Source organism: Streptomyces sp. BJ20, from assembly GCF_022869105.1.
Classification (GTDB): domain Bacteria; phylum Actinomycetota; class Actinomycetes; order Streptomycetales; family Streptomycetaceae; genus Streptomyces; species Streptomyces griseoincarnatus.
This window is the reverse complement of the sequence record NZ_CP094918.1, coordinates 2,173,893-2,189,167: the sequence shown is the minus strand read 5'-3', so window position 1 is coordinate 2,189,167 and position 15,275 is coordinate 2,173,893. Positions and strand designations below refer to the sequence as shown.

14 protein-coding genes are annotated in these 15,275 nt (G+C 74.3%); 6 read left to right on the top strand and 8 right to left on the bottom strand.

Translation table 11 applies throughout. The features are described from left to right. Nucleotides 1-50: 50 nt before the first annotated feature. A complete protein-coding gene (locus MTR79_RS09990; protein WP_048455485.1) occupies nt 51-533 on the top strand; it encodes a DUF456 domain-containing protein in 483 nt (160 codons plus the stop codon). A gap of 19 nt (nt 534-552) precedes the next feature. Here MTR79_RS09990 and MTR79_RS09985 read toward each other — a convergent pair whose 3' ends face one another. Together MTR79_RS09985 and MTR79_RS09980 are read right to left on the bottom strand one after the other, a co-directional pair. Continuing rightward, complete coding sequence (locus MTR79_RS09985; protein ID WP_048455616.1) at nt 553-1,047, bottom strand: methylated-DNA--[protein]-cysteine S-methyltransferase; 495 nt, start codon at nt 1,045-1,047, stop codon at nt 553-555. Between the two features lie 5 nt (nt 1,048-1,052). Beyond that, nucleotides 1,053-2,438 carry an AlkA N-terminal domain-containing protein gene (locus MTR79_RS09980; protein WP_244789781.1) on the bottom strand — a complete coding sequence of 462 codons (1,386 nt, stop codon included), beginning with the start codon at nt 2,436-2,438 and terminating at the stop codon, nt 1,053-1,055. A 130-nt stretch (nt 2,439-2,568) separates the two neighbouring features. On the opposite strand from MTR79_RS09980, the gene MTR79_RS09975 reads away from it, so the two are divergent. Both MTR79_RS09975 and MTR79_RS09970 read left to right on the top strand, forming a co-directional pair. After that, entirely contained in the window at nt 2,569-3,270 is a 702-nt protein-coding gene (locus MTR79_RS09975; RefSeq protein ID WP_189363454.1) for a HEAT repeat domain-containing protein, read from the top strand. Then, nucleotides 3,257-4,261, top strand: coding sequence for a HEAT repeat domain-containing protein (locus MTR79_RS09970; protein WP_244789780.1), 1,005 nt, complete (start codon nt 3,257-3,259; stop codon nt 4,259-4,261). The genes MTR79_RS09975 and MTR79_RS09970 overlap by 14 nt, the downstream gene beginning before the upstream one ends. 62 nt (nt 4,262-4,323) lie before the next feature. Here MTR79_RS09970 and rsgA read toward each other — a convergent pair whose 3' ends face one another. Continuing rightward, complete coding sequence (gene rsgA / locus MTR79_RS09965; RefSeq protein ID WP_244789779.1) at nt 4,324-5,433, bottom strand: ribosome small subunit-dependent GTPase A; 1,110 nt, start codon at nt 5,431-5,433, stop codon at nt 4,324-4,326. 473 nt (nt 5,434-5,906) lie between these two features. After that, nucleotides 5,907-6,359 carry a DUF1772 domain-containing protein gene (locus MTR79_RS09960; protein WP_244789778.1) on the bottom strand — a complete coding sequence of 151 codons (453 nt, stop codon included), beginning with the start codon at nt 6,357-6,359 and terminating at the stop codon, nt 5,907-5,909. Nucleotides 6,360-6,447: 88 nt separating this feature from the next. Here MTR79_RS09960 and MTR79_RS09955 point away from each other — a divergent pair, with 88 nt between their 5' ends. Continuing rightward, nucleotides 6,448-7,062, top strand: coding sequence for a TetR/AcrR family transcriptional regulator (locus tag MTR79_RS09955; RefSeq protein WP_244789777.1), 615 nt, complete (start codon nt 6,448-6,450; stop codon nt 7,060-7,062). 258 nt (nt 7,063-7,320) lie between these two features. On the opposite strand, the gene MTR79_RS09950 is transcribed toward MTR79_RS09955, so the two are convergent. Both MTR79_RS09950 and MTR79_RS09945 read right to left on the bottom strand, forming a co-directional pair. Beyond that, on the bottom strand, nt 7,321-8,832 hold the full coding sequence (locus tag MTR79_RS09950) for a cellulose-binding domain-containing protein (RefSeq protein ID WP_244789776.1): 1,512 nt from the start codon (nt 8,830-8,832) through the stop codon (nt 7,321-7,323). A 239-nt stretch (nt 8,833-9,071) separates the two neighbouring features. Continuing rightward, nucleotides 9,072-10,394: a radical SAM protein gene (locus tag MTR79_RS09945; RefSeq protein WP_086698554.1), complete on the bottom strand. Its 1,323-nt coding sequence runs from the start codon at nt 10,392-10,394 to the stop codon at nt 9,072-9,074. A gap of 155 nt (nt 10,395-10,549) precedes the next feature. On the opposite strand from MTR79_RS09945, the gene MTR79_RS09940 reads away from it, so the two are divergent. Next, complete coding sequence (locus tag MTR79_RS09940; RefSeq protein ID WP_244789775.1) at nt 10,550-11,803, top strand: FAD-binding protein; 1,254 nt, start codon at nt 10,550-10,552, stop codon at nt 11,801-11,803. 104 nt (nt 11,804-11,907) lie between these two features. Here MTR79_RS09940 and MTR79_RS09935 read toward each other — a convergent pair whose 3' ends face one another. Then, nucleotides 11,908-13,617, bottom strand: coding sequence for a PHP domain-containing protein (locus MTR79_RS09935; RefSeq protein WP_244789774.1), 1,710 nt, complete (start codon nt 13,615-13,617; stop codon nt 11,908-11,910). A gap of 264 nt (nt 13,618-13,881) precedes the next feature. On the opposite strand from MTR79_RS09935, the gene MTR79_RS09930 reads away from it, so the two are divergent. Further along, on the top strand, nt 13,882-14,460 hold the full coding sequence (locus MTR79_RS09930) for a TetR-like C-terminal domain-containing protein (RefSeq protein WP_086698563.1): 579 nt from the start codon (nt 13,882-13,884) through the stop codon (nt 14,458-14,460). Between the two features lie 7 nt (nt 14,461-14,467). Here MTR79_RS09930 and MTR79_RS09925 read toward each other — a convergent pair whose 3' ends face one another. Further along, entirely contained in the window at nt 14,468-15,247 is a 780-nt protein-coding gene (locus MTR79_RS09925; protein ID WP_244789773.1) for an isocitrate lyase/phosphoenolpyruvate mutase family protein, read from the bottom strand. Nucleotides 15,248-15,275 lie beyond the last annotated feature (28 nt).

Below are 15,275 nucleotides of genomic sequence, written 5' to 3'. Positions count from 1 at the left end.
GCCCGGGCTTCCGATCTGCGCCGTTCCGCACCCTCCTGCACCCTGGACAGATGGGAGCGTGGGACCTCCTGCTCACCGGACTGGTGCTCCTGTTCGGTCTGTGCGGAGTGCTGGTGCCCGGAGTGCCCGGGTCCTGGCTGGTGTGGGCCGCGGTCCTGTGGTGGGCGCTGAAGGACCCGCAGGCGGTCGCGTGGTGGGTGCTGGTGGGGGCGACCGTGGTGCTGTTCCTGTCGCAGGTGATCCGCTGGGCGCTGCCGCCGCGCAGACTCCGGGCGGGCGGCGTGGACGCCCGGCTGCTGACGTACGCGGGCGGCGGCTCGTTCGCGGGTTTCGTCGTACTGCCGGTGATCGGCGCGATCCCCGGCTTCCTCGCCGGGGTGTACGTCCACGAGCGGATCCGTCTCGGCCGCCGCGGGGAGGCGAGGGCGGCGGTGCGCACGGTGATGCGGTCGGGCGGGTGGAGCCTGCTGACGGAGCTGTTCACCTGCCAGCTGATCGCGGCGGCGTGGCTGGGCGCGGTGTTCTTCGGCTGACCGGCGCGCCGCCGAGGGCTCACGCCGGCGGCAGCACGCCCTCGTGGGTGAGCAGCCGCACCTTGCGCTCCAGCCCTCCCGCGTACCCCGTGAGGGAGCCGTCGGCGCCGATGACGCGGTGGCAGGGGCGGACGATCAGCAGCGGGTTCGCGCCGATGGCGCCGCCGACGGCGCGAACGGCGGCCCGGGGCGCCCCGACGCGCGCGGCGATCTCCCCGTAGGTGACGGTCCCGCCGTACGGCACGTCGTCGAGGGCGGCCCACACCTTCTCCCGGAAGGGAGTGCCGACGGCCCGCACGGGCAGCCGGAACTCCTTGAGGTCGCCGGCGAAGTACGCGGCGAGCTGCCGTTCCGCCTCCCGGAAGGGCCCGGGGTCCCGCCTCCAGTCGTCCCGCACCACGGTCGCCTTCTTCTGCCCGGGCACGGTGAGCGAGGTCAGCTCGCCGGTCGGGGCGGCGGTGAGCAGCAGCGGCCCGAGCGGGCTGTCCACGTGCGTCCAGTACGTCGTCGTCATGAGGGTCACTCCAACTCCCCTGCGGCGCGCAGGTGGTTGAGGGCGTACGAGCGCCAGGGGCGCCAGCTGTCGGGGGCGTCGAGGCCGGGCGGGGCCACGTCGGGGTCGCCGAGCGCACGGGTGCGGATCTCGGCGGCCGTACGGTCGTCGAGGCCGGGGACGGCGGCGAGGGCGTCCCGCGCCGCGTCCCGGTCGGCGCCGGGCCCGAGCCGTACGGCGCCGTCGGCGAGGGCGGCGGTGAGCGCGCCCAGGGTGCCGTCGGGTTCGGCGCCGGCGAGGACGGCGGACTCCGGGAACAGGTGGGTGAGGCCGCCGCAGGGCGCGTCGAGCCGTTTGCCGTAGCGGCGGACCAGCTCGGCGGCCGTGTCGCGGCCCACGAGCGCCCGTACCGCGACCTCGTCGGGGTCGGCGGCGCCGGGCGAGCGCAGTCCGGGGCGGGCCGCGACCAGCGGGGCGAGCCGGGCGTCGGCGCCGAGGCGCTCGTCGACGGCATAGGGGTCGGCGTCCAGGTCGAACAGCCGGCGCAGCCGCTGCACGGCGGTGGTCAGGTCGCGGAGGTCGGTGAGGTGGACGCGGGCGTCGAGCCAGCCGCCGGGGCGGGCACCCGTGCCGGTGTGCGGGCGCTCCTCGACGGCGGCGATGCCGGTGCCGTAGGGCAGGCGCAGGGTACGCCGGTAGGTGCGGGCGCCGGGCGTCCCGGTCATCACCTCGACGCCGGGGACGGCCTCCCGTTCCAGCAGGTCGAAGACGAGGCTCGCCCGGTAGGGGCCCCGGTGGGCGAGGCGCAGGGGCACCCCGGCGGTGGGGGTGCCGGGGCGGGGCCTGCCCCTGCGGGACGCGGTGGCGCGCAGTCCGGTGGGCGTGGTGGCGTACACGGCGCGGACGGTGTCGTTGAACTGCCTGACGCTGGCGAAACCGGCGGCCCAGGCCACCTCCGTGACCGGCAGGCCGGTGGTCTGGAGCAGGACGCGCGCGGTGTGGGCGCGCTGGGCGCGGGCCAGGGCGACCGGTCCGGCGCCCAGCTCCGCGGTGAGCTGCCGCTGCACCTGGCGGGCGCTGTAGCCGAGGCGCGCGGCGAGCCCGGCGACGCCCTCGCGGTCGACGACGCCGTCGGCGATGAGCCGCATGGCGCGGCCCACGGCGTCGGCCCGAACGTTCCACTCGGCGGAGCCGGGCACGGCGTCGGGGCGGCAGCGCCGACAGGCGCGGAAGCCCGCGCCCTGGGCCGCGGCGGCGGTCGGGAAGAAGCGCACGTGGGCGCGTTTCGCGGTGACTGCGGGGCAGCTGGGCCGGCAGTAGATGCCGGTGGTCTCGACGGCGAAGAAGAACACGCCGTCGAACCGCGCGTCCCGGCTGCGCACCGCCTCGTACCTGCTGTCCTCGTCCGTCATACGGTCCAGTGTCCCTTGGCGGCGACGGCGCGGCTGGCGGAAATCGGACAGGGAACCTGAGGGGCCTCCCTCGGGTTCTTGACCCTGACACGGTGAGAAGGTCTTCACTGGCGTGCCTGGAGGTGCTCCGATGACCACGCCCAAGGCGGAGACGACGACAACAGCACGGGTGCTCGCGGGACTGCGGCACGACGACTCCTCGGTGCGGCTGCGCGCGGCGCTGGCGTCCGGGTCGGCCCCGGACCCGGGGTTCGTGGAGCCGCTGGTGGAGCGGTGCGGGGTGGAACCCGTGTTCCATGTGCGGGACATGCTGACGTGGGCCCTGACCCGGCACCCTGCGACGGTGACGGTGCCGCGGGTCCTGGCCGAGCTGGGGTCGCCGAACGCCCGCGCCCGGAGCCAGGCGCTGCACACCCTGTCCAAGATCGGGGACCGGAGCGTGTGGCCCGCTGTTCCCCGGTCGCTGCTGACCGACCCGGACGACGAGGTGGCGCGGACCGCCTGGCGCACGGCGGTGCTGCTGGCGCCGGAGGACGAGGCGGCGGAGCTGGCGGAGGTGCTGGTGTCGCAGCTCGGGCGGGGCGGGCGGGAGACGCATCTGAGTCTCAGCAGGGCGCTGGTCGAGCTGGGCGAGCCGGCGGTCCCGCCGGTGCGGGCCGCGGCGGACCGTCCGGACCCGCGGGTCCGGGGGCACGCGCTCGCGACGGAGCTGCTGCGGCGCGACCCTGAGGCGGGGTTCGCGTACGCGGTGGAGGAGGCGAAGCGGGTGGTGTCACTGGGGCCGGACGGGCCTCCAGGCGGGGAGGAGTGGGACGGGCGTGCTGATCGGTGAGATGGCGCGGCGGTCCGGGGTCAGCCCCCGCATGCTGCGGCACTACGAGTCGCTGGGCCTGGTGCGGCCGACAGGCCGTACGGCGGCCGGGTACCGCGCGTACACGCAGGAGGACATCCGGCGGATCTTCCACGTGGAGAGCCTGCGGTCGCTGGGGTTGTCGCTGCGGGACGTGGGCCGCGCCCTGGACGACCCCGGATTCACCCCGTCCGGTCTCGTGGCGGACCTGGCGCGGCGGACGCGGGAGCGCATCGCGCGGGAGACGGAGCTGCTGACGCGGCTCCAGCGGATCGACGCGGCGGAACCCGCCGACTGGCAGGAGGTCCTCCAGGTCGTCGCGCTGCTACGGAACCTGCGGTCGGGTGACGCGGGGATGCGGCAGCGCGCGGCCCTGTCGTCGGTGGACACCGCGCCGGTGCCGGTGGAGGCGCTGGTGGAGGCGGTGCTGAGCGAGACGGACCCCAATGTCGCCGGGGCCCTGCGGTGGGCGCTGGCGCAGGCGGGCGAACGGGGCCCGGAGCTGCTGGCGGCGGGGCTGGGGTCGGCGCTGCCGGAGGTGCGGGGGCGGGCGGTGCGGTGCCTGGCGGAGATCCCGGGCGAGCGGGCCACGGCGCTGCTGCGGGAGGCGCTCGGGGACACGGACCCGTCCGTACGCCGGACCGCGGCCCTGGAGCTGGGGGCGCGCGGGGTGGCGGAGGCGATGCCGGAACTGGTCGGCATGGTCGTCGAGGAGGCGAACGACGTCGACGCGGCGGACGCGCTGGGGACGCTGGCGGGCGACGCGGCGGTGGCGGACCGTATCGTGACGGCACTGTCGGACCGCCTGGCCGACGCCGCCCTGGATTCGTCCGCGCGCCGCCGCGTGACGCAGGCGCTGGCCGAGATCCCGGGCCCGGCGGCCAGGGACACGCTGACCTCCCTGACCGGGGACGGGGACCGGGCGGTGGCGTTGACGGCGCGGTACGTGCTGGAGCTGCGGGAGGCGGGCTGAGCCGCCCCGCCGGGTGCCGTCGAGGGCACCCGGCGGGGCGGGGTGTCAGCGCGGCGGGGGTGTCAGCGCAGCCGCCCGCGCTTGGCCTCCATGGCGGCCTTGCCGATGGCGCCCTTGCGCTTCCAGTCCTTGCGCAGCTCGGCGCGGAGGCGGGCGTCGGTCTTGGCGACGATGTACTGGTTCTCCCGGAGCAGCTTGCGGTAGCTGTCCAGGCGGCGCTGCGGCAGCTCTCCCGTCGCGATCGCGTCGAGGACGGCACAGCCGGGTTCGCCCTCATGGGCGCAGTCGTGGAACCGGCAGTTCTCGGCGAGATCCTCGATCTCGGAGAACACCTGGCCGACTCCGGTGCCGGCGTCCCACAGGCCGACGCCCCGCAGACCGGGTGTGTCGATGAGGACTCCCCCGCCGGGCATCAGGAGCAGGTTGCGGGTCGTGGTGGTGTGCCGGCCCTTGCCGTCGACGTCCCGGGTGGCCTGGACGTCCATCACGTCCTCGCCGAGGAGGGCGTTCGCCAGGGTGGACTTGCCGGCGCCGGACTGCCCGAGCAGCACCGAGGTCCCGCCGGACACGATCGCGGCGAGCACGTCGAGCCCTTCGCCGTCCTGCGCGCTGACGGTGAGGACGGGCACGCCCGGCGCGGTCGTCCCGACGTCCTGCACGAGGTACGCCCGGGTCACCGCGTCCGGTACGAGGTCGGCCTTGGTGAGCACCACGACCGGCTGCGCCCCGGACTCCCACGCCAGCGCGAGGAACCGCTCGATCCGGGCGAGGTCCAGCTCGACGGCGAGGGACACGGCGACGACCGCGTGGTCGACGTTCGCGGCGAGGATCTGCCCCTCGGACCGCTTGGAGGAGGTGGACCGCACGAACGCGGTACGGCGGGGCAGCAGCGTCCGCACGTAACGGGGGCGGGCGCCCTCGGCGTCGACGGCGGCCCAGTCGCCCGTGCAGACGACCTTCATCGGGTCACGGGGGACGACGTACTCGGTGTCGGCACGGATCACCCCGTCCGGGGTGGCCAGGTCGCACAGCCCCCGGTCGACCCGGACCACCCGGCCCGGCACCAGCCCCTGGGCGCCGTACGGGGCGAAGGCCCGCTCCCAATCCTCGTCCCAGCCGTAGGGAGCGAGCGGGTGCGATGAGGTGGAGGTGGAAGGAGAGGAGAGATTCAAGGGGAACCCTTCGAAGGGCGGCCCCGGCGGCGCGCGTTCACGGACGCGCGAGAAAAGGAGAGGTCAGCCGGAGACCACGGAGGTGAACGAAACGAACGACTGAATGCGGGCACGGCCCCTCACAGAGACAGCCATCGGTCACACCTCCCAGTAATCCTCGTCACGAACGGCGCCCGGGGGCGCCTTGCCGACCCGCCACACATTAGGAGACCCGGAGTCGGCCCGCCATCGATTTTCCACATGCCCGGTGAGGCGCACCGGCGGTCCGCCGGGCTGGGTTCCACACACACGCGTTCGGGCGGGTGAGGCCCGCGTGCTCCCCTCGCGGCCCGCCTTCTCAGGTGGAGGGCGGACCAGGCTGCCGCGTCAGTGCGGGGCCGTCCCTGCGGCCGACCCCTGGCCTGGTGGAGACCGTGCCGCCCTTGCGACGGGTCACCGCGCTCACCGTCGGCTGCCCCGTCGGCCGCCCCGCCTCAGCCTCGGGCGGCCGCCAGCAGGATGAAGGCCGCGGCGATCAGGGCGAGGCGGCCGTAGTGGTAGCGGACCCAGCGGTCGAGCTGCTCCCTCCAGTCGGCGGGGCGGTTCTCGGGCGTCCAGGTCTTGTTGCGGCTGTTGATCGGGACGAGCAGCAGCAGCGACATGATCACGCTGAGGACGAGCAGCGCGGCCGCGGTGACGAGGAGGCTGGTGCCGGGGTCGGGGTCGTGCCGTCCCGCGACGGCCCATCCGGCGACCAGGACGAGCGAGCCGATGTACCAGACCGGCATCACCGCGCCGAGCATGCGGCCGCCGTGGGCGTGGGCCTGTTGGGCGCTGTCTTCGGGGAGTGCGTCGATGACGCGGTTCATGACGAAGACGACGGAGAACTCCACGCCGACCATCAGGCCGACGAGGACGACGGTGGCCACTTCGAGTGTGCCGAGCATGTGATCCCCCCGGATCTAGCATTGCTAGCTGACGAGTCGACGCTAGACCTGCCGATGCTCGCTTGTCTAGCGGTGCTAGGATCGGGGCATGTCGGTACAGGAACGCAAGCAGCGCGAGCGGGCGGAGCGGGAGCGGCTCATCGTCGCCACGGCGCGGGAACTCGCCGAGGAGCAGGGTTGGGACGCGGTCACGACCCGGCGGCTCGCCGAGCGGATCGAGTACAGCCAGCCCGTGCTGTACAGCCACTTCCGGGGGAAGCGGGAGATCATCGGAGCCGTGGCCCTTCAGGGGGCCGCGGAGCTGGCGGCGGAGCTGCGGCGCGCTTCGACGGAGGCGGAGGCTGGGGCTGGGGCGGGTGCGTCCGCTTCGGTGGAGGGGGTGCGGGGGCGGGTCACCGCGCTGGCCCGGGCGTATCTGGACTTCGCCGAGCGGAACCCCGCTGTCTACGACGCGATGTTCCAGCTGGACGGGGGGCTGGCGTTCGCGGCGGAGGACACGCCGGAGGCGTTGAAGGACGGGTTCGCGGCGCTGTTGGAGACGTTGAGGGACGTGGCGGGGGAGGGTGTCGAGCCGGGGCTGTTCACGGAGGTGTTCTGGGCGTCGTTGCACGGGTTGGCGACGCTGACGCGGGCGGGGCGGTTGCCGGTGGGGGACGCGGAGCGGAGGGTTTGGCTGTTGGTCAGCCGTCTTGCCGTTGTCTGAGCATCTTGGCGTGTCGCTGCGTCACCCGTGGTGCAGTGGGCCGGGGGGTGCGGCGCAGCCCGGCGCCGACGGGGTGCCGCCGCGCCCACCCGTGCCGCCCCAGCGGCACGCATGCCCGCGGGGTGCGGGGTACTGCGGCCGTGTGGCACGGAGCACGCCGTCGGCCAGGCGGCACCCCTGGCGCGCGGATCGCGCTGCCGGCGCGTCCGCGCGGTCGTAGCGTGCGTCGGTGCTCCCGGGGGTGCTCGAAGCGCCCCCTCACGCCACCGCGCACGTTCGGCCGTCGAGGGTGAAGTCGGACGCCCGGGTGTCCGAGCCCTGGCGGGCTGTGAGGAAGCCGAAGGACAGGCGGGCGCCTGCCGGGACGTGGGCGTTGTAGTCGGCCGCCGTGGCGGTCACCCGCGTGTCGGTCTGGTGGGACGACGCGTCCCACATGTGGGTGACGCGGTGGCCCTCGGGGACGGTGAAGGCGACGCGCCAGCCGTCCAGGGCGTGGCGGGTCGTCACGGTGACGGCGGCCTGGTAGCCCTCCGGCCACTGGTTGAGCACGTCGTAGTCGACCAGGCAGGCGGCCTGGGAGTCGTCGCCCGGCGTCGCGGGGGCGCCCGAGGACGTGCCCTGCGGTTCCGGGTCGGGCTCGGGGGTCGGGTGCGCCGTACGGGAGGACGGGGCGGTACGGCTCGGCGGGGCGCTGGGCGTCGAGGGTTCCGGCGCCTCCGCGCCGGCGGAACCGGACGGCGCCGCGCTCACCGGCGGCAGGGACGGCGCGGGCGCGGCCACCGGGCCGCCGCGGTCGTTGTCGGCGGCGGGTGTCCCCGGCTCACCGCCGTCCCCGAACGGCATCAGCGACACCGCGAGCGCCAGCAGCGAGACGACGACGGCCGCGGCCATCGGCCCGTGCCGGACGACCCGCGCCTTGCGGCCCCGTTCGCCCGCCGGGTCCTCGTGGTCCCCGTCCGGCCCGTCCGGGTGCCCCGCGCCCAGCCGGACCTCGGCGGCGCGCCGGCGGCGCTCCAGGTAGGCGAGGCCGCCCCAGCCGATGACGCCGCCGGCCAGCGCGCCGGGCAGGGTGCCGGTGTTCAGCCGCAGACAGGCCGCCGCCTCCGCGCACTGGCGGCAGGTGGCGAGGTGCCGGGACAGGTCCTCGGGGGTGTCCGCGGCGGGCGAGCGGGTGACGGCGTCGAGCAGCCGGGCGTAGCTGCGGCACTCGGCGGTCATCGGGGAGTCGAGGTGGTTGCGGTGGCAGCGGTCCCGGAACAGGCGGGCGACCTGGGCGAGTTCGTCGGCCGTGGTGGCGGGGTCGAGGCCCAGCCGACGGGCCACGAGGGGCAGCGGCAGCGCCTCCGCCTCGGTCAGCCACAGCAGTTCGGCGTCCGCCTGCTGGAGGTCGCGCAACGCCCGCAGCGCGATGGGGCGTTCGAGGGGCGGCCCGGTGTGGCGGGCGGCCTCGTCCGAGTGCAGCCACAGCCGCAGCCCGGGGTCGAGCTTGTGGCCGCGCCCCTCCTTCTCCCACGCGGCGGCCGTGGTGCGCACGGCGGTCAGCAGCAGGGGGATGCGGGGCAGCCGGGAGGAGCGGCGGCCGGTCCCGCGCACGCTTCCCGACTCGGCGGCGCGCAGGTCCCGTATGCCCTCGGCGAAGGCCTCGCGGGCCAGTTCCGCGGCGGCGCTCGAACCCGCCGTGCACAGGTCGGCGTAGGAGAGCACCGCGTCCCAGCATTCGGAGAACAGGGCCGCTTCGGCGGCGTCCTGAGGGCTCGGCAGGTCGGGCATGAGACTCCTGCATCCACAAGCGAGGTCAACTCGCCATACCGGCGGGTGGAGTTGAAGGGAACCTCGCGGCAGTGGACGAGAGCTTCGCACGTCTCCGACACAACTGACAAGCGCTGTCTTCACTTTGTGTAGAGGTGCCGCGACCCCTCGCAGGGACCATACGCGGAGAAGGCCGGAACGTCTCGGTTCCGGCCTTTCCCGCTCACTTCTGTCACATCCGGCTCACCGCCGGCGGCCCCTCAGACCGCCTCCACGGGCTCCGTCGCGGGCAGGCTGTCCATGAAGGAGCTGACGGAGAACACCGCGTTGCCGGGTCCGGGCGGGCCGTAGCCGGGGGGCGAGGAGAGACCGAAGTCCTCCATCGTCTGCCGGTACGCCTGGAGCAGCCGGATGTGGTACTCCAGCGGCGCGCCCTGCGGGTTGGCCTTGCCGAGCGGGGTGGTCGGCTCCGGGCACCAGGTGGTGAAGCGGGGCGTGATCCCCTTCGACATGAAGAAGCGCAGGCCCTCCGTGGTGGACGCGATCGCCTCGTCGACGGTCTTGAAGCCGAACGGCTCGGCCATCTCCACGCCCGCCACGAAGTTGGGGATCACGTTGCGCGCGCCGAAGATCTCCGCGGAGTCGAGGATGCGGCGGTGCCACTCGTCCCGGCCGACGTACCGCTCCTTGCCGGGGCAGTACATCTTGAACAGGTACTCGTCCCACACCTCGTAGTTGGGGTGGTAGATCTGCACGCCGTAGTCCTTGAAGCGCTGCACGTCGTCCTTGGGCAGCGCCTGGGCGACGACCTTGCCGATCCAGCGGCCGGGGAAGCGTTCCTCGATGGCCTTGGCGTAGTGGCCGTAGAAGTCGGCCTCGTCGCGGCCGGAGACGGTCCTGGTGATGGCGCCGCCGGTGAGGGTGTAGGCGGTGGACGCCTTCGCCGTGTCGTACTTGTCGATGATCTCCAGGGCCTCGAGGACCTCCTCGACGTCCTTCACCCCGGTGTAGGGCCGGCCGGCCGCCTTGTGCTGGCGCCAGTTGTGATTGATGTCGCAGTACTGGCACTCCTCCTTGGCGCCGAAGTACTGGCAGACCCGGAAGACCGTCAGGTAGATCAGATAGCCCCACTGGATGGTGGGGGCGACCTCCATCACCGACTTCCCGTTGGACAGCTTGTGCCGGTAGTACTCCGGCATCGGCGGCACGCCCACGTCGGAGATCCGCCTGCCGTCCAGGTAGAGGCCGAGCATGCCGTGCTCGTCGGCGGCCACCCGGTACGGGGACGACGGGTTCACCCGGACGGACACGACCGTGCGGCGCAGGTCGTACGGTCCTCCGGTGAGGATGATCTCCTCCGGCGGGCGGCGCAGCGCGGCCTCGCCCAGCTCCGGCAGGGTGCCGTGGTCGAAGGAGAAGATGAAGTACGACTTCGGTTTGACCTCGCCGCTCTCGTTGTCGCTGAGCGCGGAGGGGTCGAAGGCCACGCCGCCGCGCAGCAGGTCCTCCTTGAAGACGGCCTCGCGCGGAACGTGCGGGAACCGCTCCATCAGATCCTCGACCAGCGCGGTACGGCTGCCCATCGCGTGTTCTCCTCCCGGTGCCGACGTACGACTCCTCACGGTATGCCCCCGGCCGGACATCCGGGGCGGCGGGTCCCCCCACATGGCACGAGTCACTCCCGAGGTAGGTTCCCTCGTGGCCCATGTCACGGGCCCGCGGGCGGGAAGGACGAGGGATGACCGAGAGCGTGACCAACTGGGCGGGCAACATCACGTACGCCGCCAAGGAACTGCGCCGTCCGCACACGACGGACGCGCTGCGCGCACTGGTCGCGGACGCCTCGCGGGTGCGGGTGCTGGGCAGCGGCCACTCCTTCAACGAGATCGCCGACGCCGGCGAGGACGGCGTCCTCGTGTCCCTGGCCGCCATGCCCCCGCTGATCGAGGTGGACGCCGGGGCGCGCACGGTACGGGTCGGCGGCGGGGTGAGGTACGCGGAGCTGGCCCGCGAGGTGCACCGGCACGGTCTCGCGCTGGCGAACATGGCGTCGCTCCCCCACATCTCGGTGGCCGGGTCGGTCGCCACCGGCACGCACGGCTCGGGCGTCGGCAACGGCCCGCTCGCGTCGTCCGTGCGCGGGGTGGAACTGGTCACGGCGGACGGCTCGCTGCTCACCCTGGAGCGCGGCGACGAGCAGTTCGGCGGCGCGGTCACCGCGCTGGGCGCGCTGGGTGTGGTCACGGCGCTCACCCTGGACCTGGAGCCCGCGTACGAGGTGGAGCAGCGGGTGTTCACCGAGCTGCCGCTCGACGTGCTGGACGCGGACACGTTCGAGGCGGTGATGTCCGCCGCGTACAGCGTGAGCCTGTTCACCGACTGGCGGGAGCCCGGCTTCCGGCAGGTGTGGGTGAAGCACCGCGCCGACCGGTCGCGCACCGGCTTCCCGTGGGCGGCGCCCGCGACGGAGAAGATGCACCCGGTGCCGGGGATGCCCGGGGTGAACTGCACCGAGCAGTTCGGGACGCCGGGCCCCTGGCACGAGCGGCTGCCGCACTTCCGGGCGGAGTTCACCCCGAGCAGCGGCGCGGAGCTCCAGTCGGAGTACCTGCTGCCCCGGGAGACCGCCGTGGACGCGCTGCGCGCCCTGGACGGCGTCCGGGAGACGGTCGCGCCGGTGCTGCAGACCTGCGAGGTGCGCACGGTCGCCGCCGACGACCAGTGGATGAGCCCGTCCTACGGGCGGGACACGGTGGCTTTGCACTTCACCTGGATCGAGGACACGGCGACGGTCCTGCCGGTGGTGCGGCGGGTCGAGGAGGCGCTCGCGCCGTTCGCGCCGCGCCCCCACTGGGGCAAGGTGTTCACCACCCCGCCGGCCGGCCTGCACGCCCGCTACCCGCGCCTCCACGACTTCCGCGCCCTGGTCCGCGCGCTGGACCCGGAGGGCGTGTTCGGGAACGCGTTCGTGCGGGAGGTGCTGGGCGACTGACCGGGCGCGGGTCCCGGCGGGCCCGCGCACACGGCAGTCTCAGCGGCCGGCCCGGCACGGTGCCGCGTCCGGCCCGCCCGCGTCCGCGGTGGGCGCGTGCGCCGTCACGACGGCAGCACCCACACGGGGTTCGCGTAGAACCACAGGTCGAGCCACGGATCGGCGTCTCCCATGACGTCCTGGGCGGGGCCCGCCGGGTCGGCCTTGGCGCCCATGACGCCGACGGCGGACCGGTTGCCGTCGGTGCCGCGCAGCCGGACGTACAGCGGGCGGTCGACCGGGCCGAGGTCGTAGGTGAGCCGTACGCCGCCCGTGGACTTCCCGATGTCGTACGACCGGACGACCGCCGCCGTCGGCGCGGTGAACGCGTCCCGGTCGGGGACCGGGCCGGTGACGTCGCCCTGGATGACGTCCACGCGGGCCAGTCGGGGCGTGAACCCGGCCCAGTTGGCGCCGCCGGCGAGCGCCACGTCGGCGGTCAGCGTGACCTTCGTCCCCTTGCGGACGTGCAGGGCGCCGCCGAGGGTGGCCCAGCGGCCGCCGCCGGTGACGCGGACGCCGAGGCCGGAGATGAGCTGCCCGTGGTCGACCCAGATGCGGCCGGCGCGGATGCCGTCCATGACGGCGGCGTAGGAGAAGCCGTCGGCGCCGACATGGGTGCGGCTGTACTGGCCGGGCCAGTAGTCGACCGCCTTGGTGTCGATCTTCCCGGCGTACACGGGGTCGCCGTGCCGGCCGTCGGTGGCGAAGTCGCCGGGGCCGCGGGCGGTGGTGTCGGCGTACACGTGGTGGGAGTCGGAGTTGGCGGTGATCCACCAGGGGCGGCCCTCGGCCAGGAGGCTGTCCCACAGGCCGCCGACGGTGGCGGTCATCCAGTCGAAGCCGCCCCAGGTGCGGTAGCTCTCGAGCGGGTAGCCGGGAAAGGAGTGCGGGCCGGGGCCGCCGTCGTAGTACCCGCGGGCGCGGCCCGGGCCGAGCGGGGCGGGCAGTCCGGCGGCCTGGTGGCCGGGGGCGCCCTCGAAGCCGACGGCGATCGGCCGGTCGGGGCCGGTGGCGTCGCGCCAGGCGCGGATCTCGTGCGGGGAGTCGACGCCCTTGCGGGAGGGGTGGTGGGCAAGCATCAGTGCGTCGTCCACCGTGCGGCTGCGCACCTGTTCGGCGAGGAACCGGAGGCCGGCGACGGCGAGGGCCTCGTTGGCGGGGCCGGAGTCGCCCGTGCCGTTCACGATGCCGTCGTAGTCGGTCTCGAACTGCTTGAGCACGGCGACCTCGTTGCGTCCGGGGTGGACGAACACGGTGCCGTGGTCGGCGGCCGGGACGTTCCACTCCAGGCCCTGGAAGACGAGGGTGTCCCGGTGGGCGGCGCGCGCCTGTCTGATGTCCGGATTGACCTTCTCGACGCCGATCCTCGCGTGCGTCGCGCTGCCGTGGTCGGTGATGACCAGCCAGTCCAGGCCGTGCCGGGCGCCCTGGCGGACCTGGTCGACGACGCGGTACTTGCCGTCGCTGCTGTACCGGGTGTGGATGTGGTGGTCGCCCGCGAGCCACAGGAAGTCACTCCTCGGGCCTCTGCGGTCGCCCGCGGCGGGTGGGACCGCGGCCGCGCTGCCGGACAGCACGCTGCCCGCGGCGAGGCCCGCGCCCAGCAGGCCCGCCCGGCGTAACAGGGCGCGGCGGGACGCCTGCCCGGGATCCAGTGCCTCGTCGGGCACGGAGGTGTCGAAGGCGGCGGGCAGGGGCGCCGACGTGCCGGGCCCGTGGTCGTGATCGTGGTGGTGACGGTGGTGCGGTCCGTGTGCGTGCCCGTGCCCCAAGACTGCCTCCTCGTCTCGAACTGCGCCCCAGTGGAGCATTCGGGCGGCGTGTGAACCACGGTCGTCCATGGAGTTGACCGCGCATGCCACCGACACGACGGCTGCGGGCCGGCGGGGGCCGTTCGCGTGGTCTCCCGCACCCCTCGGGGGCGCGGGCACCGGCGCGAGCAACCACTACCCACCGGCAGGTGCCCCGCAACCCGCCCGCCTCGTCGGCTACATTCACCTGTCCGAAACCCGCCCGCCCCACAGCCGGAGGCACACATCCCCCGCGCCGGACTCACCGCCGACCGCCTCGTCGCGGCCGCCGCCGACCTCGCCGACGAGGCCGGCTACGAGAACGTCACCCTGTCCGCGCTGGCCCGGCGTTTCAACGTGAAGGACGCGAGCCTGTACACGCATGTGCGCGGGCTGGGGGACCTGCGCACCCGGATGGCGCTGCTGGCGGGCGGAGAGATGATCGACCGGATCGCGACGGCAGTCGAGGGCCGCACCGGCAAGGACGCGCTGGCCGCGTTCGCCGGCGCCTACCGGGACTACGCCCTCACCCACCCCGGACGGTACGCCGCCACCCAGATCCGTCTGGACGAGGCCACGGTGACGGACTCCCCCGCACTGCGCCGCACCGCCGAGATCACCTACGGACTGCTCCGCGCGTACGGTCTGGAGGAACCCGATCTCACCGACGCGGTCAGGCTGTTGCGCAGTTCCTTCCACGGTTACTGCGCCCTGGAGTCCGCCGGCGCGTTCGGCGCCCCGCGCGACCTGGAGGCGTCATGGGACCGGATGATCGACGCGCTGCACCTGACCCTGCTGAACTGGCCCCGCAGAGACGCGCCTTGACTCACCTTCAGCCGACGAGTTCCTGCACCTCCCGGTACGACGGCACCGTGCCCTCCCCCGCCTCCCGCCCTTCCCGCACCGCGACCACCGCGTCCAGTGCCGCGCCGAGCGCCCGCCGGTACGGCAGTGAACCGAGACTGACGCGCCGCACGCCGTGGTCGCCGAGCCGGGCGAGGGACGGACCGCCGGGCGCGTACAGGACGTTGAGGGGGCACCCCTCCAGGTCGCGCACGAGGGCGGCGATCGCCCCGAGGTCGGTCAGCCCCGGCACGAACACCCCGTCCGCACCGGCGTCCCGGTAGGCCAGCACCCGTTCCCTCGTCCCCTCACCGTCCCCGAGCCAGTACGTGTCCGTCCGGGCGTTGACGAAGAGACCGGGCGCGGCGACGCGCACGGCCCGGATCTTCGCCACATGCCTGCCGACCGGCCCGAGCCCGTCCTCGAGGTTGATCCCGACCGCACCCCGCGCCCGCAGCTCCGCCGCGAAGGCGCCCACTTCGCCGGGATCGTCGCTGAAGCCGTCCTCCGCGTCGACGGAGAGCAGGAAGGGCAGCGCGCCCAGGGTGCCGGCGAGCCGCAGGGTCTCCTCGCGCGTGGCCCGGACCCCGTCGGGCAGCCCGGCCGCCGCGGCGACGCCCAGGCTGGTCGTGCCGACGGCGGGGAAGCCGTGGGCGTGGAGAAGGGCCGCCGAGGCGTGGTCCCAGGCGTTGGGCAGCAGCAGGGGCCGGTCCTGCTGGTGGAGCGCGGCGAAGGTCTCGACGGGGCGGGCGGCGTGGTCGTCGGTCATGCGGGCCACGCTAGGCCCGGGACGCTTC

Bases quoted from the DNA above. Each gene is read 5' to 3' on its own strand.
- MTR79_RS09975 (WP_189363454.1), top strand. From the start codon at position 2,569: ATGACCACGCCCAAGGCGGAGACGACGACAACAGCACGGGTGCTCGCG.
- MTR79_RS09985 (WP_048455616.1), bottom strand. From the start codon at position 1,047: ATGACGACGACGTACTGGACGCACGTGGACAGCCCGCTCGGGCCGCTG.
- MTR79_RS09945 (WP_086698554.1), bottom strand. From the start codon at position 10,394: ATGGGCAGCCGTACCGCGCTGGTCGAGGATCTGATGGAGCGGTTCCCG.
- MTR79_RS09990 (WP_048455485.1), top strand. From the start codon at position 51: ATGGGAGCGTGGGACCTCCTGCTCACCGGACTGGTGCTCCTGTTCGGT.
- MTR79_RS09950 (WP_244789776.1), bottom strand. From the start codon at position 8,832: ATGCCCGACCTGCCGAGCCCTCAGGACGCCGCCGAAGCGGCCCTGTTC.
- MTR79_RS09960 (WP_244789778.1), bottom strand. From the start codon at position 6,359: ATGCTCGGCACACTCGAAGTGGCCACCGTCGTCCTCGTCGGCCTGATG.
- MTR79_RS09925 (WP_244789773.1), bottom strand. From the start codon at position 15,247: ATGACCGACGACCACGCCGCCCGCCCCGTCGAGACCTTCGCCGCGCTC.
- MTR79_RS09955 (WP_244789777.1), top strand. From the start codon at position 6,448: ATGTCGGTACAGGAACGCAAGCAGCGCGAGCGGGCGGAGCGGGAGCGG.
- MTR79_RS09940 (WP_244789775.1), top strand. From the start codon at position 10,550: ATGACCGAGAGCGTGACCAACTGGGCGGGCAACATCACGTACGCCGCC.
- MTR79_RS09980 (WP_244789781.1), bottom strand. From the start codon at position 2,438: ATGACGGACGAGGACAGCAGGTACGAGGCGGTGCGCAGCCGGGACGCG.